The sequence below is a fragment of the Vibrio sp. F13 genome (assembly GCF_020806305.2).
In the GTDB taxonomy this organism is placed as follows: Bacteria; Pseudomonadota; Gammaproteobacteria; order Enterobacterales; family Vibrionaceae; genus Vibrio; species Vibrio crassostreae_C.
The window spans coordinates 1,428,720-1,448,754 of record NZ_CP170176.1 but is presented as its reverse complement, the minus strand read 5'-3'; the positions used below and the strand labels follow the sequence as shown (position 1 = coordinate 1,448,754).

Genomic DNA, 20,035 nt, shown 5'->3' with positions numbered 1-20,035 from the left:
TTAGACCTCGGTTTATCAAATCACGAAGAGAACAAGCGAAATATGAAAAAAATCATAATAGGCAGCACCATTATTGCCGCCTTATTGGCTGGGGCTGGTGTCATACATTGGCAAAGCAAGCCTCAAATGGATAAGAATTACATCTCAAACCTTCGCGGAATAGTACAATCTACATCGTATAGCAATCAAAGGGACACGATTTCAAAAATTCGGGGATGGCAAATCGAAATAGAACCCCTTGAAGGTGTACCCAGAGAAGAGTGGAATGCAAAGCACACTCAACCCCAAGTAATGTTCAACTACGGCTCCGACTCTACCATCTACACCATGAACTTAGATGGTAGTGATGTACGCCTATTATTGAATCGAGGTGATGTAGGCGAACTACCTGTAGGGGGTAACACGCAGCGCACCGCCGATGGGCGATACGTAGCGTTCAATTATTCATCTTTTGGTAGCCGACATTGTATGGTTTACGATCTTAAAGATAGAGAAATTTTGGCGAAAATGGATGCATGCCACTCAGGGACATTTAACCTTGATAGCAGTAAATATTACTATTTAAATTTCCAAGATGGAAATCCATACTTTCTTGATTTGAAAACAAAAAAAAACAAGCATACATTTGAAGGGGAGCTCCAGGTTAATGGCGAAATCTGGAACCCATCAAAAGATGGCGTCGCTTTTATTATCGACCAATTGAACGGGCGGTTTATCTTTAGTGTCGCAAAAAGAGATGACCGCGGTGAACGAGGAAAAGTAAAACAGCTGGTATTTAGCTTTCCAGCAATGACGTTTATCAATCAAGAGAGATATGTAGCAGACCAATGTCAACAGGGTTATACACGCGGTCCGATATATAGCTATATAGTGTGTGGTGACCAAAAACCATATGAACTATTTTCGTTTCAAACTCCCAATGAAAAGCTAGAAGACTCCCCTGAGAGGTATCCGCTTCAACGCGGTAAGTGGTACGCCAGAGCGTACGGAAATCGATTGGTGAGATTAAAGCAACCTGAAGAAATTGGGATGTTTGATGGTTTGAGCTATTACTACGCGTTAAAAATCGGTATTGGCGAGTTTGACTACAAGAAATTAAATCGAATCAACTTTTACATACCGGCGGATATTTACGAAGACTTTGAGAATATGGATTTGAGTCTTTTTATGCCTCCTATCCCTACCAAAGCGCAATTTGATGAACTTTTACCAGACGTTACAGAAGAGTTACGTCGACACTGTGCCCGCAGTCGGGCTGGTTTTAAGAGTTGTGCTCAGTTTTACGATATGAAAGCGCTGTTTAAAGACATGGATCAAGTTAGGGAATATATGGGGGTTAAGAAATGGTAAAACGTTACGATATTCCGGGCCTTTATCTAATGGGGAGATTGCATGACAGGGACGGTAACCCCGTTGGCCGCCTTTTCCCATTAGCCCATGAAACATTGGTCATTCCTAGCTTGGAAGTCAAACAGGAGTTTGTTGCAGACCACAGTACTACTAACAAACAGATATCTACCAGCAGTAAAAATCCGATCGCGGTTAGTGATGAGTTGGGTAAGCTTAATATTTTAGCGGCTCGCGAATTCAACGCTGATCAGATAGGCGCTGAGTTACTGAGGGCTCCTTTGGCAAAGGGTTGTGTGGAAGCTGCGATTAACAAGGGCGCTGTGCAAGACGTGCTGTTTTTCCCGAGCTATTTGGTGCCATTAAGCCAGATGGCCAATGTGGCCCGAGAAGGTAAAGACCAGGAGCCTTGGTTAACTAAACTCTACAACTTGTTATCTTATAAAGATCTTAAGGAGATAAAAGATGATAAAGGGCAACCTGCTTGTGTGACCGATCTAAGCGTTAAGCGTGTTAGCGTCGAGCAAGATTGCCTAGCTCCCCCCCCGGACCAAGTTGACAAAAGTAGTGATTTCTTTAATAACTACGCAAAGTGGTACAATAAGAGCCACTCTAAACAGATACACGTAGTTGAAGTTCCGCAGTTCTATACAATTCAGGTTGTTTTTTCTTCGGTGGACTTTATTGGCGCTGAAGTTACATTAGCCGATTTACCAAAAGGTACTAATATTCAAGGCTCTAAAAAAGAGGATAGTGGTGTTTTACCTACATCGAAGGTTAAAGATGTCTCTTATGAATATTCTACAGACGGTAAAGCTACCCAACAAGAGTCGATGTATGTCGCAACGTTTTGGCTTAATTCGGAAAGTGTTTTATCGCTGAGTAGTCAAAATACGTCACTTCGAATCAACATAGATTTCTCGAAGAAAATCGATGAAGACAATGGAAAACAGTTCGTAACTATTCTTGATGCTAAAGGTATACCAAAAAGTTACAGTCTAAAAGAAAATGCCCTTGCTTTGGATATTCACACAACCGCTGGTCGCACTGCTGTTGTTAATGGTGATCCTATCTCCGTTGAAGAAGCCTTAATTAATCATGCCCCACAATTCTTCCCTCATTTGAGTGCAGATTTAGAAGCATTCCCTTACGACAGTCCGGAAAAACTGATTGAACGAAAGGAGACCAAAACCAGTTTACCAAACTCAACGTGGGCGACGTTTCAAACGGTAAAAGGCAGTTTGGAGACAACTTCCGGTGTGTTAAAAGATGGCATCAGTTGGGTGACGTTAAGTAAATTTGCGGCATCAGCTACAGAGCTGTTCAAAGACAGTGAAAAAGCCGAACTTAGGGACGTTGCACTAGTCGCTACAAAGACATTAGGTGCTACACAAGCGTCTGGAGCTTTCATCAAAGCCGTGGCGGACCTAAATGATCACTATCCGAACGAAGTGACCCAATCTGCTCACTTTATGAATGGCCGTATTAATGCGCAAATAGTGTGGTTTAGTCAGAAGTTTCATGCGCAGATGGAGAGAGTCTCTCCGCTATGGAGCACTTCCATTTTGCCATACCTTACTGGCGCAGGGCGGATCGGAACGAAAGCGTTAGACATGTTAGATAAACCGCTAACTATTGCGGACCTGGGTTACGATGCCGTCAATACCTATGCCAATTGGAACGGAAGCCAAGCAGCTCAAGGCTCAGCGCACGGAGATCTGCTGTCTAAAATACAGGAATACATGGCAACAACCGCTTCTATACAAGCAGATAAAGCACAAGCTTTTCAGCGCACGGAAGAGAAGTACCGAAATGCTGTCGATATCCTTAGAAATGAAATGCCAGATTTGTTTGTAGAAGAAGGCAGCATTTCACTAGACCAGCGTGTAGAAGACGTGTTACTTCGGTTGAACATGACATTTTTTGAGTTCGATTCTTACCAAGTCACTGAAAAAGGTAGTGTGCACAAAAGAATCGCTGAGCAGTTACAGGGGTTAATCAGTAACCCTTTCGAAATTGTCATAACAGGCCATACCTGTAATATGGGATCAGAAGCCTACAACTTGGCTTTATCGGAAAAGCGTGCTATTTCTGTCAAAGAGGCCATCCTTGATGCTATGTCTCCGGACGCTCGAAGCGTTTGGTCTCCTATGTTCAAAATTGTAGCAAAAGGGTATGCAGTTTCATTACCTGGTAATACCAACCGTACAATTGAAGAGCGAGTGAAAAACCGTCGGGTTGAAATTTATCTCGCGTTTAGCCGTTCTGTGGAATATCCACCGTGTCGCGCAGGCCTTATGAATGTTGAAAAGGCGGCAAAGATAAAAATTGCGAAAGACATGAACGAAGATCAGGCGATGCTAGAGTTCATCCAATCCGGTTTGAATGCATTAATTGGTGGGGCGGCCATGGCCTTCCCGCCAGCAAAAGTGATTGCCGCTGGGGTAGAGGGTGTAAAGCTTGCTACTGCCATTATGGACCTCTTAAAACCAAACACTGAATATCAAAAATGCGTTAAGCAGGTTGATTCCATCCGCTATCAAGATCTTATGGCGTTTAACCAATTTTTGGCACAACCAGATATCCCCAATGCGACCCGAGTGTACTTAAAATCGTATATGAAGCGAATGATTGCGTTGAATGGTTTGATTCGCTTGATTAAGAGCTTTCACGCTGTCAATGCGAATCCTGCTTTTAGCGGTGGCGGGATATTAAGTGACGCTGATGTGCTGAGCGGTCCTAACATCAATCAGTTCAGTGACCTCGATGTGCTGGGCTATATTGATGAGTTCATCCTCAATGATGATTGGAGTGTTGATATCTCACTGCTGGGTGCTGAACACTTAGATGAAGTTTGGATGGAGAAAAATGGTTATCGTCAAACATATAACCAAATTGGTAGCGCTTCGGTTACCAAAATATACGCTCAAGGTGTTAATGTTTACCGCCATTATGCATCCGATGATTTAACCGACTTGGTGACTGAGAGAGCTCGGCGATATAACCATTACTTCCCAATTCATTACCGAGCAAGTCAAGACGACAGCCATTTCGAAGCATTACTAGGGGATAAACCACCAACAGGATTAGATGATAGTATCTTTGAGAGAGTTGAGGTCTTTGTTCGTCGTCCTTATAAAAGTAATGGTTCAGTTCCAAAATATGATGATTGGGTGCCGTTTGAGCAATATTTTCGAGATAACGGTGCAATGCTGACACCTTATGACAATATTAAGGTCGTAGCGTTGGTAAAAGATGGGGTTGGGAGCGAAGATAACAGCAACGTTATTGGTCAGCTGCCGATTTGTCTTGATGTCATCTCACATAGTTCAAATGAAGGTAACTGGAAGTGGAGTGATAGTGTTGCCTCTACTCATATAGAATATGTATCAGAGTTATCACCTGTGAACTTTTCTGAACCAGAGAGAAAAGTCATTTTTGGTGATGACAATAATGCGAAGAAACTTGGCGTCATTATTCAGCCAAGTTATTTCTTTGGTACTACACGTGTATTTGGTATTCGACCAGTTGCTAATTACGACGACGTTGCATTGAAGAGCCTCTTTGATACAGGCGCTAGCTCAACCGTCTCGGGTGGTTTCAAATTCCTGAGCTACTTTTTTGAGTTAAAAGTGCCAGGTCAAAGTAAGACAGAAAAGCGTGTCAATTTGCTACGCTCGTTTGGTTCGACAGATAGCAAAGAGAGAACCATCGACCGATTTAGCGTGACGTTGTCGCCATCTCGTCAATATGAGTTAACAAAAGACTTTATCAATTTTAGCGGCGCTATTTTTGGCGATGGCCTCTTCTACGAGAAGACATTCTTAACGCCTCCTGAGGGTAAGAAAGCACGATATCCACAGGTTTTTGATGGGGCAAAAGTGAGCCTTTATTTAGGGCAAAGTGGCTTAAAATATGCCTCTGCTCAGAAAGGGGGGGATGATCCTCTTCTAAAAGCTGATAAGCGCATGAGTGGTAAAGTTACTGCCTTTGACTGGAATAAAGAAACGACGGCAACTCTACTGATTCGTTCAAAACCGTGTGATCCTGATAATTTGGAAGAGCAAGGTTTTGATAAAAATCTAATCCCAATTCACGTTCAATTCTCTTATGATCCAAACTTATGGCCTGGCTCAAACTTATGTCCAGTGACAGATTTTAAAGCAGTCGCACGACTCGGAACAGTGAAAAAAGTTGGTGGCTCTTTTATCTTTGAAAAATCTGAAATGGAAAAAATTCCTAAGTCGCTATCTGAGCTTCAAGAAGATCTAGCTAAGATGAATTCAGAAAGTCTAGAGTGTATCGCATTATCGACTTGGAGCGGTGCAAGGGAGGAAGAAACCACTTTGTTTGCCAGTGTGGAAGAGCTCTCTTATATCAATCTATTTGGTCACAAAGTAAATGGCTTGAGGCCGATGATTGCACCAAGTAGTTCAAGGAAAGGGGTTAACTTTGGTATACAAGTCAATGCACCATTTGGATCTGGGTTAGATTTAGAGAAAGGTGAGGGAATGCACTTGACCGATAGTGGCGTGACTAGAATCCCGACTAATTGGATCAAACTCAAGTACAAAGAAGACGAAGTTGAGGCTGCTAAACAGCTTAATAAGCTCAACACAGACCTTGCGTTTGCTGAGCAATCTAAGGAAATTAAATTTAAACCCCATATCAACCTTCAGAAGTGGATGAGTTACAAAGACCATTTTGATAGCTTGCTCGAAGCGAGGATCGATATGATTGATAGCTGGGTAGAGAATTAGTACACGGATACAAAAAAACCGCCTTCGGGCGGTTTTTCTTTTCTTATCAATTTAAACAGTAATTACCATGTTCCCGTTATCCCATCAACCCGCAGCAGAAATATCGTATTTCTTCATCTTGTGATTGAGTGTACTTAACGGGAGCGACAGTTGTTCAGCCGCTCGTTTCGTGTGCCAATTACAAGAGTTTAAGCAGTCGATAATCACAGTTCGTTCATATTGACTGACGACCTCTTTTAGGCCAACTGCGACATCGTCATCTCCTAGAGGTTCAGGTTCGAACGTGGTTTGAATTGCCGATGTAGCTGGAGCAACAACTTGACGGTGTTCTACGTCTTCAGGGATCTGTTCACCAAACTCAATCTGAGTAATAGTTTCGAAATCTGATAATAAAACCGATCGTTCAATGATGTTTTTAAGCTCACGCACGTTACCGGGGTAGGTATACGTAAGTAGTTGGTTTCTCACATTAGCACTCAATCCCGGTGATTGAGGCAAGCCTAACATCGTGGTGGTGTGCTGAACAAAGTGCTCGGCAAGTGGGATAATGTCCGCTTGTCTAGATCTCAGTGGTGGTAAAGTGATAGGGAAAACATTCAAGCGATAGAATAAATCGGCCCTAAAGCCACCGTCTTTAATCTGCTGCATTAAATTACAGTGTGTCGCTGCAATGACTCTGACATCCACTTCAATTTCTTTGCTGGCACCAACAGGACGAACTTTACGTTCTTGCAGCACACGCAGTAGTTTAGCTTGAAGTAGCATTGGCATATCGCCAATTTCATCTAGGAACAGGGTGCCACCGTTTGCTGCTTCAAATAAGCCAACTTTGTCCTTGTCTGCACCGGTAAATGCCCCTTTTCTGTGTCCGAAAAGTTCGGATTCCAGAAGTTGTTCAGGAATTGCGGCGCAGTTCTGAACGATTAATGCTTGATCTGAACGATTCGAGTTTTCGTGAATGTATTTTGCAATGACTTCTTTACCCGCACCTGTCTCGCCTCTTAGTAAGACGTCGACAGGCAGAGAGAGCACCTTATCAAGTCGGCTCAATACATTGACCATCTCTTCACTTTCAGCGATCGGACCTTGATAGGTTTTCTTTGTCCGCTTTTTTAGCTGAGTATTTTCACGGACCAATGCTTGGTTATCGGCGCTTAAACTCTTAATCACTTGTCCATATTGCTCTAACCAAATGGCATGGCGAATATTACTTGCCGCCATTCGGCAAAACTCGGTAAGTGCGGTTTCGTTATCGATAACGCTTAAATCGAGCAAAACCAATAATCCAATGGTTTTGCCTTCATCATCAATCAATGGCCAAGCAAGTAAGTTGTTGCTTTTTAGACCTAACGTTTGCTCGGTTTGATAGATGCCTTCGCAGTCATAACCATTATAAGTGTATAGCTCATTGATCAAGACAACTTCGCCGTTACGTACGGCGAAGTTGAATGGGTCGGCTTCACTTACTGTGTCTAACTGCAGTGGTTCCCAAGGATGTGAGGCAATGACTTTTTCATGGTGGTGTGCAGTGCTCGGAATCAAGGCTTGACCGGTTTGGTCAAGCACGTAAATGATGCCATGTTTCGCGAAAGTCATTTGCCTTGCTGCTGTGAGAACGGCATCCAAAGTTTGAGCTAACTGGCTGCGATCAGCCAGAGATTGGCTGATCGCAAGTAGGGCATTACTAAGCTCACTATGGTTAGCTGAACGCATAGGTTAGAGTTCCTTGCTCGTCCACAGAAACGTCAATTTGAGTATGTGAATCATCCTTGTCATTCACCAGTAGTTGAGTCGAAAGCTGCGGCAATAGTTGACGGTTAATAACGGCATCAATATTTCGAGCTCCCGTCTCTGCAAGGCGGCAGTTGCCTAATACGAATTCCACTAAGTTATCACCATAGCAAAGTGCCAGTTTGTGGTGGCTTTGCAGGCGCTCAGACACTTTCTTAAGTTTATGATGGATGATATCAGTCATTGCTGCGTCTGAAAGTGGAAGGAATGGCAACACGGACATACGAGCCAACAAGGCTGGCTTGAAGTGTTGATTCAACGTTGGGCGAATGGCTTCAGCGACGATATTGGCATCAATGTCTTTCGCTTGGTGAACTAAAGACTCAATCTCATGAGTCGCAAGGTTACTTGTCATGATGATGAGTGTATTTTTGAAGTCGATGGTACGACCTTCGCCATCATTTAGCGTGCCTTTGTCGAACACTTGGTAGAACAGGTTGAGTACTTCTGGATCTGCTTTTTCAACTTCATCTAAAAGAACAACAGAGTAAGGGCGCTGACGAACTGCTTCGGTCAGCATACCGCCTTCACCAAAACCAACATAGCCAGGAGGAGAACCAATAAGACGAGAAACCGTGTGTTTCTCTTGGAACTCAGACATGTTGATGGTTGTCATGAAGCGTTCACCACCAAACATCTGATCAGCGATAGCGCGAGCGGTTTCTGTTTTACCTACACCACTTGGGCCAACCAATAAGAAAACACCCGTTGGTGCATCTGGGTTACCTAATCCCGCTTTTGCGGTTTGAATACCTTCAGCAAGCGCATCAATGGCAAATTCTTGGCCTTTAATGTTTTGGATTAGGTTTTGTTTCAAGTTTAAGGTTGCTTGCGACTCATCTTGAAGCATCTTACCAATAGGGATGCCTGTCCAATCAGAAATTACATGACTAATTTCGTCGGGACCCACTTCATAGTGAACGAGTGGATTGGTACCGCGCACGTTATCTAAACGTTCGTTACAAGATTGAATAGCTTCGCGAGTCTGCTCTTCAGAATATTCATGACAATTTGGTTTGTCACTTGTTAGTGCGTCATCATCTTGAACCGTATTGTCAGCTATAGGAGCGCTGTCTTCTTCAGTCGAAGGAGTAGTAAGGCTATAAAGATGGCTACGCAGTTCAATGATTTCTTGAATAAGAGATTGTTCTTTCTTCCATTGAACTTGAAGGGTAGCTTGTTCTTCGGTGGCCTTTTCAATCTTCTCTTTTAGATCAGGAATTAAAGCGGCGCTGTGTTTGTCACCGGTTTGCTGCAGTTGGTCACGCTCAAGAGCTTCGAGTTCGCGGTTCGCAGCCGCAATTTCTTGATGCAATGTTTCGACAGGTGCCGGTGTTGCATTAAGGCTAATATTGACGCGAGCACAAGCCGTATCTAACACGTCGATTGCTTTATCTGGCAGTTGGCGTCCAGTGATGTAACGATCAGCTAAGTTTGCTGCGGCAGTGATTGCGTCGTCACGTACGTACACGTTATGTGATTTTTCATAGGCTGGTCTTAAGCCTCGGATGATCAATGCGGCTTGACTAGCTGATGGCTCATCGAGTTTTACTAGTTGGAAACGGCGCGCCAGAGCTGGATCTTTTTCGAAATATTTCTTGTATTCAGACCATGTGGTGGCAGCAATTGTTTTTACTTCACCACGTGCTAGAGCGGGTTTAAGTAGGTTGGCAGCATCACTGCCTCCAGCTTGATTGCCTCCACCAACTAGCGTGTGAGCTTCATCTATAAATAAAATGATTGGAGTCGGTGAATTCTTCACTTCATCTAGTACTGCGTTAAGGCGTTTTTCAAACTCACCTTTTACACTCGCTCCTGCTTGAAGTAAGCCCATGTCTAGGCCGTATAGTTCAACACCTTTGAGGCAGTCTGGCACATCTCCTTCGGTAATTTTTAATGCAAGACCCTCTACCACCGCTGTTTTACCAACTCCCGGCTCACCTACGGCGATTGGGTTATTTTTTCTGCGTCGCGCCAATATGTCGATTATTTGTCGGATTTCCTGATCACGGCAGAATACTGGGTCGATCTCGCCCTTTCTTGCTTTGCCGGTAAAGTCGGTGGTGAATTTACTTAATGCCGAACCATCTTCACGTGCATCGGTTTTTTCTGATGTCGTTGCTAAAGATTCTAGTGAGTTTGTTGTGAGTTCAGAAAAGTTACGCTTTAAGGTATCTGGGTTTACACCGTCTAAGATTGAAGCGTAGCCGTGCTGACCATAGCGTAGTGGGTTACTCACGAGTGTAAGAAGTAGGGCGCCAGAGCGAATCTGAGTTTCGGATAGATCTAAAGATGAGACCAACCAACTTTCTTGAAGCCATTCGATTAAAAGCGAAGAAAAAACGGGCTTGCTGCCGTTGCCTGTTGTGTTGGTATCTAAAGTCGAACGAATGGATTGCCTTAAAATGGTCTCTGAGCAATCGAAATGACTTAATAAGATATCAAAATCACTATGTGGCCTTTCTAATAAGCTTAATAGATAGTGTTCAATTTGCACTTCATTGGCTTTTTCCGATACGGCTAATGCAGCGGCGTCCTCTAAAGCGACTTTTACAATAGGGTGCAGACGTTGTATTAAAGAGGAAAGGTTTATATTTATCATTTTAGTTCTATTAGTTATGTATATGGGATGCAGCAATTATACTAAAATTGATAACTGGTTTTTTATTCGGTGATGAATTTACTATTGTTTATTGGTTACTTTTATTGTTTGTTTTGGCTTTTTATCTGACTAATATTTAAAATCCCGTTCAAAATAATAAATAGTCTAGGCGTTATGATTTAATTGCTAGTTTTTTTGACTTTATTTCTAATCTTCGAGATAGTTATTTTGCCTTTGTTTTTTAAATTCAATTTATTAGTATCCACGTTCAATAAATCGTTTTTCTAAACAACAAATTGTTGTTAAATATAATATTTATAACGGATAATTTATTGTAACTATCTGTATTTATTGGTTTTATAAAGTTGGCATGATGTTTGTATTAGCTTAATCAGTCGCGGTGATAAGCGATTTGGTGAATTAATGAATTATAAATTTTAAAAAGGAAATATCGATGCCAACTCCAGCATATATGTCTATCAATGGTGAAACTCAAGGTCACATTACTAAAGATACTTACTCTGCAGATTCTGTAGGTAACACTTGGCAAGAAGCTCACGTTGATGAGTTCCTAGTTCAAGAACTTGATCACGTACTAACAGTTCCACGTGACCCACAAAGTGGCCAACCAACAGGTCAACGTGTTCACCGCCCTGTAGTAGTAACTAAAGTACAAGACCGTTGTTCACCTCTGTTATTCAACGCATTAGTGTCTGGCGAAAAGCTTCCTGAGTGTGTAATCCGTTTTTACCGTACTTCAGTACAAGGTAAGCAAGAGCACTACTACTCAATCAAGTTAATTGATGCACTACTTGTAGATATTCAAACTCGTATGAATCACTGTCAAGACGCTGCAACTTCAGATCGTGTAACTGAAGAAGTACTTAAGCTGACTTACCGCGCAATCGAAGTAACTCACGAAAACTGTGGTACTGCTGGTAACGATGACTGGCGTGCTCCACGCGAAGCTTAATCGCTTTTCGTGAAAAACAAAGGGTCAACAACTGCTGTTGGCCCTATTTCTATTATTAGTATCAGGTAAAAGATATGGTGAATGACGTAGAATTTAAGTTTGAACTGCAAGGCTCTGAGCATGATTTTCGTGTGGAGAGCTTTCAGGTAATCGAAGAGCTTTCAAAGCCTTTTCAAATCAGCCTATCATTACTTTCACTTGATCCTGATATCTCATTTGATGCACTCATCCGTAAACCAGGTAGCTTGACTCTATATGGTCAAGGTGTCAGTTCAGCGAGATGCTTTCACGGCGTAGTTAATGAAGTTCGTTACCTTGGATCGGGTAGGAGATTCTCCCGTTACCAACTGACTCTTGTTCCGCAAGCTTGGTTTTTGAGCCAAAGACAAGACTGCCGCATTTTTCAACAAAAATCAGCGTCGGCGATCATCTCTGAAGTTTTAGATGATGCGTCAGTAACTGATTATCGATTAGAACTGTCAGGTGTCTATCCTTCAAAAGAATACGTGCTCCAATATCGAGAGACAGACCTAGAGTTTGTTCAACGAATTTTGGCAGAGCATGGTATGTGGTACTACTTCGAGCATACAGAAGCTAACCACACAATGGTTATTGTCGACAGTAATGATGCAATAACTGAGTTATTGAGCTCACCACTTAACGGATCTTATCTAGGCCCTATTGTTTATCATGCGGATGGTGGTGGTGTTGCAGACCGCGAGCATATCTCTGACCTTGAACTCGTGAATAGAGTAAAAACTGGCCACGTTACTTACACTGATTATAACTATGAGTTTCCGAAGATCCCTCAGGAAATGAGCAGCTCCGGCGAACTCGATTTAGATTTGAAATTATTCGATTTTCCAGGACGTTACGTTGACCCAGCAATGGGGCAAGTAAGATCAAATGAATGGATGTCAGAGCACGTTGTAGATAATCAGCAAGTAGAGGCGACCAGTAATGTCATGAGACTGGCGTCTGGATACAGTTTTAGTATCAGTGAGCATCCACGTTCGGCAATCAACCGCGATTACCTCATGCTGTCGGTGATGCATAGTGGTCATGACCCTCAGGTGCATGAAGACGAAACTAATGGTCTGCCAACTACATATCACAATCAGTTTGCGTGTATTCCTAGACATGTTGAGTTTAGAGCTCCAAAACTTGAAGCTCCTTTGGTTGAAGGTACACAAACAGCGGTTGTCGTAGGGCCTGCAGGTGAAGAGATCTATACCGATAAGCTTGGGCGAATCAAAGTTCAGTTTCATTGGGATCGTTATGGCGAGAGCGACGAGCATTCGAGTTGTTGGATTCGAGTTAGCCAATCAATGGCGGCACCAACTTGGGGGGCGGTATACTTACCTCGTATCGGCCATGAGGTGGTAGTGACCTTCCTAGAAGGTGACCCTGACAGGCCCTTGGTTACAGGCGCAGTTTATAACGGGCTTCATTATCCTCCGTATTCGTTACCAGAGAACAAAACGCGTACAACTTTCCGAACTCAAACGCATAAAGGGACAGGCTATAACGAGTTGAGCTTTGAAGACGAAGCGAACCAAGAAGAAGTTTACATCCATGCGCAAAAGGACATGTCGACTAAGGTTTTGAATAACCGCTATCGCGATATAGGTCAAGATGAGTTCTTAAAGGTTGCACGCCATCAAACAAATGATGTTCATGGTGATCACAAAGAGACCATCGACGGACACAAGACTACCCAAGTTAACAGCACGTTTACTGAAACTGTAGAGCAAGATGTATCCGTTACTTACAATGCCAATGAGACTCAATATGTTAAGAATAACTCTGATCTAGAAATTGGAGACAATCAAATTACCAAGATTGGTAAGAATGATGACTTGGATGTGGGCGAAAATAGCAACTTAACGGTAGGTGCTTCAAAAAGTTCTGACATTGGAGCTGATGATAACCAAACGGTTGGTGGCAACTTAACGGTTTCTGTTAAAGGAAATACTTCATACAAAGCCGATGGTGCGACCCAGATCATAAGCGGTGACAAGATAGTACTGAAAACGGGTGGGTCTTCATTAGTGATGAATAGTGACGGCTCAATCAAGTTGTCAGGTTCCTCAATAACTATCGAAGGAAGCGATAAAGTTGTAATCAAAGGTGGAAACGTAGCGATCAATTAATGATGGAAAAACAAACCCCAATTATACAAACCATCACGGAACAGCAAGCCGAATCAACGGCTTGCTTTTCGCGTTTTGGAACAATTGTATCGATTAACGAAACTAAGAGTGGTGTTCGCGTCGATTTCGAAGGAAACCCGTTGCTGCAGCCAATTAATGCGAGGTTGGGGCGAGGGTTTAAATTAGCCGAGTTGCAACTTGCTGTTGATAACAACCTTTCATGTCGTATCGAGTTTCTAAATAACGACTTTAACCTTCCCTTAGTCACAGATATCTTTTTCTCTATTCTTGATGATTCGGATGAGTTTGTACTGAGAGCAAAGAAAATGGTTATTGAAACGGAACAAGAGTTAATTGTGAGAAGTGGCGAAACAGAGACTCGTTACAGCGGCCGTGATGGCCGAATTACCACCAAAGCCAAATATGTGACTTCTCAAGCTGAGAAGGCTCAAAAAATTCAAGGCGGCACCATTGCGATCAATTGATCGTGTTACTAGATTGGATTCCCGGATGCGTCAAAAAATAGGTATAGATCAACTAAACCAGCCGATTACTAATGAAGATGTGGAACTGGCCATCGCTAATGCGGAAATTACGCTCACTTTATTGAACGAGCTTCCTATCAAATGGCTGGATATGTGTAATGAAAAGCTGTCACTGGCTTCGGAGACATTCGGTTTCTTGTTAAAGCAACGCTTACAAGTACATAAAAGGGGATACCCAAGCGTTAAACTGGAGTATTTAGCGCTGGCTGAGCGTCAGATTGAAGACCTAAAAAATGTTTATTTGTCTTTCTATCGATTGGCTCCGGGATTGATTCATCAATTAAAGCAGAGCGAACCAACCATTTATGCTTGGCTCATGTTGAATTCTGAGATTGGACAAGAGCAAGAAAACCTACTTTGTGGTTTATCGATACTTGATGATTTGGATTACCAAACCGCAAAATTGCTAGTTGTTCAGTCATCATTATCAGGTATCGACTCTGTGGTAATCGAAATGGTTGAAGGTGGTTGTAAACTGCCCCTGCTTTTCTTGGAGTGCTTACAGTTACGCCAAACTGTCACAGTTGGTCTGCTAAAACGTTGGCTTAAAGACAAGCGGTTTTCTGAGCATAAAACACATTTGTTTTTATCGTTACAAAACGATGCAGAAAGCGTTGACTGGTTAGCTGAAAACTCAAATAGCAGTCAGAACTTGTTTGAGCGATTACTTGCGAAAGAGGATAGAGGGACATGGTTTCGTAAGGAATTTGGTACCTCAATCGATAGTGTATCTGATCCCGAAGTGGTCACTTTTGCCAAACTTTTAGAACTCAAAGAGTTTTCCAAGTTTGATACGAGCGGTGCGCTGGCGCCAATTGAGTTTGTTTTACATGGCCTGAATGAGCACGTTCCTGAAATAGTTGAATTGATGTTAAGCCTTGATGAGTTCGATGGCGAGCAATGGGTTCAGGCGCTCTATATTGTCTATGGACAACGTATGCCAGTGACACCAGAAAATTTTGGCCTCGACATTGAATGGGATGAAATACTCATAAAGTTAACAGAGTGGGTTGAAAGTGGTGCTTACATACAAGTATCACCAAGTCGAATGGGGCAACCTTTGACCTTAGAAACCAGTATACAAGCCATGTTCGATACTCAGGTTAGTACCGTATTTAGGGTTTGGATTTGGCGACAGGTTTGTCTTCACACTCGATCATACATTCCTTGGGATTTTACTATGCCTGCTCATCAACAAAACTGGAATATCACACGATTAACTCAGAATTCAGCAGCCTCAGAAAGGTTCAATTTAAGGAATAATAATGCAGTTGTGGGATATTGAGAATCATCCTGACCTTTCTATTAAAGGCAGATTCCAACGAGATCAGAATGGCGATGAGGTGTGGGTTGTTGTTGGAAAACGCTCTTGGAAACTCGTAGATTCAGTTTGGACGGAGCAAGAAGAGTCAGAGATTTACGACGATCCGATTTATTTGGGTGAAGCGGGGCTCTCCGCCATGAAAGTAGACCATGAATTTGCCATAGTCAAAGCCAATACTGATGTGCTGATTTTCGGTAAGGCACGAAGCTATGCAAAAAAGGCAGTTACGTACCATGAGTGTCGGCTTTTGATTGATGGCCATATCGACAAAACCATATCGGTACTTGGTGATAGGCAATGGATTGAGCACGGAGGTAGCGTAACGCTAAGTAAACCACTCCCATTTGTGGAAAAAGAGATGGACTTCTCCTGTGCTATCGGAGGCGATTTAAGAAACCGGCTCGGCGGAGGTATTGCTGATACTAAAGGGGAACTATTGAAACAGAAGGTTCCTTCGGTTTTTTATCCTACGGAAGATTGGAGTGCGATACCCAAGAATACACGGGTTGCTGGATTTGGCCCGTTAGCCCCATTTTTCGGGGCTCGTCAGCAATATGCTGGCACTTTTGATGACGATTGGCTAGAGAATAGGAAACCTCTTTATCCCGTAGACTTTGACCAGCGTTTTTATCAGAGTGCGCCACTAGACCAACAATGCAAAGGCTTCATATCTGGCGGTGAACGATTGATGATGAGTGGATTTTGCCATAATGATGCACTCTCTTTCCGTTTCCCCAAAGAGATGTATGTAGCAGAAGCTCAATTTAAAAATGCCAACTATCAAGTAGATATGCCTATTTCTACGGTTTTCATTGATACAGAGGCTCGCATACTTTCAATCAGTTACAGCGCTGCCTTTCCATGTCAAGGCGAGGAGCATCTTTTAGTGTCAACGAAGATCCATAAAAAACAGGAGTTGTCGGATAATGAATAACAATTCAGCACGATTCGTTATTGGTATGGAAGCCATGACACCAACGGGCATGAATCTTGATATTGCCACAACAGTTGCCAAAGCGGATTTGGGAAGGTTCGATCAGCAAGTGGCCGGTGATGGGATAGAAAGATTCACCTACGCTAGTATTGAATACATTTCCAGTACATCATTGTTTGACAAGTGTTCGGTGCTTATTGAGAGCTTGATCGACTCTCTTTTAAAGCAGTTACCTACATCATTAAAGCCTATTCCGTTACTCGTCAATGTACCGGGCTCTATTTCTGCTGTGGAGATGAGTCAGTGGTTAAGTGAATGTAAGCATTGTGATTCAATATCACGTTATGAAGTGGTTCAACAAAGTGGACCATCATACTTGACCACATCATTGGCTAAGTTGAACCAATTCGATGCAATAATGAGTATCTCAGTAGATTCACTTGTTGATGATCTCAGTGACTTAATCGAAGCTGGAGATGTCATGAGTTCAACTAATCCATGGGGCATAATACCGAGTGAGGGCGGGGCTGGAGTCATTTTGTGTCGAAACAATTTGGTTAAAACGTTAAAACTTAAGCCCTTGGCGCAATTAGGTTACTTTGACTTAGAAGCCGCAAACACAACTCGTAGAACAATGATGAAGCTCGTCAGGAATGCGAGTCGCAATATCAAGAGTTTTGGGCCTGTATTCTCTGATATGACTAATCTGAGGTCTCATACTGAAGATTATGGGTTCGCGTTAGGTGCACGCGCCGAATGTTTTGATAACCCACAGCAGCCCACTTTAATTAATGATTTATGGGGTACATTGGGTAGTTGTTCTGCATTGGCATTAATGGCCTGCACTATCCAAGAGGTAACGCATAATAGCCCTGTAACCCTGTTAATGTTTGATGTTAAAGGAGAAAGGGCGTTGCTCCAACTCACTTGTATGAAACAGACCTGACTGCATAGCCGTGATACGAAACGCTTATATTATAATCATTATCACACGACAATTATCTGAAAGGCGATTCAGTAGACAAAGTTAGTCTTAGCGTTTATTTAGATCCACCTTATTCATCAAGCCGCTTTAGTTGCTGCACCGCTCTATCTCTAAATTTGTAACACCTTGATGAAACTGATGTGTATTTTTATCATCGTAATTAAGTATAGCGTTGTACATTCCAATGACGAACTCAAGCTTAGGAGCGGGGCTTGATGGTTTTATGATAAGTGAGCAGTATTTCAGTGCTTTACCATACTCACTTGATATCGAACTATTCCTAATTCCTATTTGGTGAATCCACTTCCCAAACACCTATTCCAATTATAGAGATAATCAATATTATTTCTGAACATTACTCAGATAAACGAACAATTCGTTTTTATTAGAATGAACTAAAAATGTGACTCAGTTAACAATGTATGTTTAGTTCGTTATTTACGTGGATAAGTACCCTAATTTTTAGCCAAAAATAGTTAGTTAAAGCGTTTGTCGTAATGTTCGGTTGTTTAGTAATAATAACTGAATTAATAGTCTTACCGATGGTTTTAAATACTGCTATTGAAAAGGGTATTGGACAGTAATTATTATCTAGCATTAATTTATTTCGTTTGATAAAGAGTTTAGCGTGCCAGAAAAGCAAGGGACAGCCAAAGGTTATCTAGATAAGTTGGTTGTGAAAGCAATCGAAAAGAAAAATCAGCAAGCTCAGAATATGGCTAATAAAAATAAGCCCAAGCTAGAGTATGTGATTTTCTCCCAATTTGACGTGTTAGATACATTACCTTCAAAAAATGGCAAAACGACTGTTTATCACCTGGCCAAGAAAGGGAACCCTGAAAAACAGGTTTGCTGTAAGGTTCTAAATGAAGGTTCATCTGAACTTGCGAATGAATTAATCATTAATGAAGCCAGTCGTCTTGAGATGTCTCAACATCCGAGTGTTGCTGATTTCATTAAAATAGGCAAAGAGTTCGATCGACCATACTTTATGTATCAGTGGATTCAGGGCGAATCTTTGGCTGAAAAAATGGCTCGTCATACTCCTAAAGGTTTTAGGCATGACCATATTGCGTGGCTGATATATCAATTGTCTGGTGCGCTTGAGTTTATGCACACGAGAGGTGTCTGCCATTTAGATATTAAACCTTCAAACATTATTGTTACAGAGTCCGATTATGTAAAGTTGATCGACTTTGGTGCTGCTCGTTATGTTGGTGAATCTAATACTTACGCTGAAGCAAGCATGAGCTATGCGTCTCCTGCGTTTATAAAGTCTGGCGTGGCTCAACCTCAAGATGACGTCTATTCATTGGCGTTATTAACTGGGCATCTATTTCTTGGAGCTGCATTTGGCGATGCTTGGACAACTCAATTACAAGCAAAAAAACGACCAGGTTTAATCCCTAACCATGTATGGAAGTTAATTAAAGATGTTGTCAACAACCCTCGACAGCACAGGTATACAGCGACTTCGTTTGCGCAGCAACTAGCCAAGATCAATACCCAAAAATTTGGTGCTGATGTAAGTGCTCCCTTATTTAGTAGTTTACGGAATGCTGATCTCGTTCTAACCAAACATCGAACTATTGACAGAATTCAAAGTGGTCGGCTTCGATACTTAGAAGCGAGTTTGGTTCTGTGTGTCGTGATTATCACTGGTACATATTTATATAACCAAGGTCAGCCTGAATGGAAATCGATTGTTAAATCGACCAACAGTTCGAGTAGCCTTGTGAGCACGATTAAACCTGCACAAACCGCGTCTTTTTTAGCGCAGTCTCCATGGGATATTGAATTCGCGTTACAAGATATGGAAAAAGATGTCGTCTCGACAGCTCCTTACCGAGAAGCTTATGAAGTCCAACAGAGCAAATTAGCTAAGTTGTATAAAAACTATGAATCGGACTTGAATGAATATGAAGGGGCGGTCGATCTACTTCCTAAAACTCTGATGTCGATCCGGCATGATCTCGTTGTTTTGCGAGAAAAACTGAACAGTGACGGCTCTCTATTTCCTTATGCAGATAAAGCGCTGACGGAAACGATGGCAAGTCTGAATAAGGCGACCATCAATTCACAAAATATTGCCGCCTTTGGTGGGAATCAAGAACAGCGTTTAGTCGAACTCATCTTAGATGGGAAATCAGATGTTGCAGACAGTGATATTGAAACTGCTTGGAAAGTAAACCAGTCAAGAGCCTACTTTTATAGTCATGTATTACCGCGAAAAGTGCTCAGCGGAATAGATGCCTCGATAGAGAAAAATGCAAAGCAGCATTATTACACCAAAGCAATTCTTGAGGCAGAAGCTGCGCAATCATTTTTTGGTAACACGCCAAAATTGAAAGCTAAAGTAAGAGCTCTAAAAGTAGCAAGAAGCGAATTTATCTTGTTCAGTACTGTAACTGAACAATCAGTATTTGGCCGACAGAAACTTCACGACTCGTTAGCTGATCTAGAGACTAATGCCCCTAAGAAATTCAGCGAAATAACGGAAATTCTTAATAGTATGGCAAGTGATTCTATAGACAAAAGTCATCAACTATCTAAACCAGCGCGAGGTGCTATAGCAATCGAGCGAGCAATTAGAAATTACAATTCTGAAAGCAGAGGTTAAC

Annotated in this window: 10 protein-coding genes and 2 pseudogenes; 9 read left to right on the top strand and 3 right to left on the bottom strand. The window is 42.2% G+C overall.

Going from position 1 to position 20,035, the window contains the following annotated elements; genetic code table 11:
- Nucleotides 1–42: 42 nt before the first annotated feature.
- Both LMH68_RS21340 and LMH68_RS21335 read left to right on the top strand, forming a co-directional pair.
- Nucleotides 43–1,350: a TolB family protein gene (locus LMH68_RS21340; protein ID WP_229647819.1), complete on the top strand. Its 1,308-nt coding sequence runs from the start codon at nt 43–45 to the stop codon at nt 1,348–1,350.
- Complete coding sequence (locus LMH68_RS21335; RefSeq protein WP_229647818.1) at nt 1,344–6,107, top strand: OmpA family protein; 4,764 nt, start codon at nt 1,344–1,346, stop codon at nt 6,105–6,107. Before LMH68_RS21340 ends, LMH68_RS21335 begins: the two co-directional genes overlap by 7 nt.
- Before the next feature lie 84 nt (nt 6,108–6,191).
- On the opposite strand, the pseudogene LMH68_RS21330 reads toward LMH68_RS21335, so the two are convergent.
- The 3 genes and pseudogenes from LMH68_RS21330 to tssH form a co-directional block, all read right to left on the bottom strand.
- Nucleotides 6,192–6,356, bottom strand: a pseudogene (locus LMH68_RS21330) (helix-turn-helix domain-containing protein); the annotation flags it as partial.
- 80 nt (nt 6,357–6,436) lie between these two features.
- Nucleotides 6,437–7,820 (bottom strand): annotated as a pseudogene (locus LMH68_RS21325) (sigma 54-interacting transcriptional regulator); the annotation flags it as partial.
- Complete coding sequence (tssH, locus tag LMH68_RS21320; protein ID WP_229647816.1) at nt 7,807–10,500, bottom strand: type VI secretion system ATPase TssH; 2,694 nt, start codon at nt 10,498–10,500, stop codon at nt 7,807–7,809. The gene tssH and the pseudogene LMH68_RS21325, both read right to left, overlap by 14 nt.
- 454 nt (nt 10,501–10,954) lie before the next feature.
- Here tssH and LMH68_RS21315 point away from each other — a divergent pair, with 454 nt between their 5' ends.
- The 7 genes from LMH68_RS21315 (at nt 10,955) to LMH68_RS21285 (ending at nt 20,034) form a co-directional block, all read left to right on the top strand.
- Nucleotides 10,955–11,473: an Hcp family type VI secretion system effector gene (locus LMH68_RS21315; protein WP_012600867.1), complete on the top strand. Its 519-nt coding sequence runs from the start codon at nt 10,955–10,957 to the stop codon at nt 11,471–11,473.
- A gap of 74 nt (nt 11,474–11,547) precedes the next feature.
- Nucleotides 11,548–13,626: a type VI secretion system tip protein VgrG gene (gene tssI / locus LMH68_RS21310; RefSeq protein ID WP_229647815.1), complete on the top strand. Its 2,079-nt coding sequence runs from the start codon at nt 11,548–11,550 to the stop codon at nt 13,624–13,626.
- Complete coding sequence (locus tag LMH68_RS21305; protein ID WP_102429262.1) at nt 13,626–14,111, top strand: hypothetical protein; 486 nt, start codon at nt 13,626–13,628, stop codon at nt 14,109–14,111. The genes tssI and LMH68_RS21305 overlap by 1 nt, the downstream gene beginning before the upstream one ends.
- Before the next feature lie 25 nt (nt 14,112–14,136).
- Nucleotides 14,137–15,456 (top strand): hypothetical protein, encoded by a 1,320-nt coding sequence (locus tag LMH68_RS21300; protein ID WP_229647814.1) that lies wholly within the window; start codon nt 14,137–14,139, stop codon nt 15,454–15,456.
- Nucleotides 15,437–16,429, top strand: a complete 993-nt coding sequence (locus tag LMH68_RS21295; protein ID WP_229647813.1) for a DUF2169 domain-containing protein — start codon at nt 15,437–15,439, stop codon at nt 16,427–16,429. Before LMH68_RS21300 ends, LMH68_RS21295 begins: the two co-directional genes overlap by 20 nt.
- Entirely contained in the window at nt 16,422–17,375 is a 954-nt protein-coding gene (locus LMH68_RS21290) for a hypothetical protein (RefSeq protein WP_229647812.1), read from the top strand. The genes LMH68_RS21295 and LMH68_RS21290 overlap by 8 nt, the downstream gene beginning before the upstream one ends.
- Before the next feature lie 667 nt (nt 17,376–18,042).
- A complete protein-coding gene (locus tag LMH68_RS21285; protein WP_229647811.1) occupies nt 18,043–20,034 on the top strand; it encodes a serine/threonine protein kinase in 1,992 nt (663 codons plus the stop codon).
- The last annotated feature ends 1 nt before the right edge of the window (nt 20,035 follow it).

Coding starts and splice junctions, on each gene's coding strand:
- LMH68_RS21290 (WP_229647812.1), top strand. CDS start 16,422: ATGAATAACAATTCAGCACGATTCGTTATTGGTATGGAAGCCATGACA.
- tssH (WP_229647816.1), bottom strand. CDS start 10,500: ATGATAAATATAAACCTTTCCTCTTTAATACAACGTCTGCACCCTATT.
- tssI (WP_229647815.1), top strand. CDS start 11,548: ATGGTGAATGACGTAGAATTTAAGTTTGAACTGCAAGGCTCTGAGCAT.
- LMH68_RS21335 (WP_229647818.1), top strand. CDS start 1,344: ATGGTAAAACGTTACGATATTCCGGGCCTTTATCTAATGGGGAGATTG.
- LMH68_RS21295 (WP_229647813.1), top strand. CDS start 15,437: ATGCAGTTGTGGGATATTGAGAATCATCCTGACCTTTCTATTAAAGGC.
- LMH68_RS21305 (WP_102429262.1), top strand. CDS start 13,626: ATGATGGAAAAACAAACCCCAATTATACAAACCATCACGGAACAGCAA.
- LMH68_RS21300 (WP_229647814.1), top strand. CDS start 14,137: ATGCGTCAAAAAATAGGTATAGATCAACTAAACCAGCCGATTACTAAT.
- LMH68_RS21340 (WP_229647819.1), top strand. CDS start 43: ATGAAAAAAATCATAATAGGCAGCACCATTATTGCCGCCTTATTGGCT.
- LMH68_RS21315 (WP_012600867.1), top strand. CDS start 10,955: ATGCCAACTCCAGCATATATGTCTATCAATGGTGAAACTCAAGGTCAC.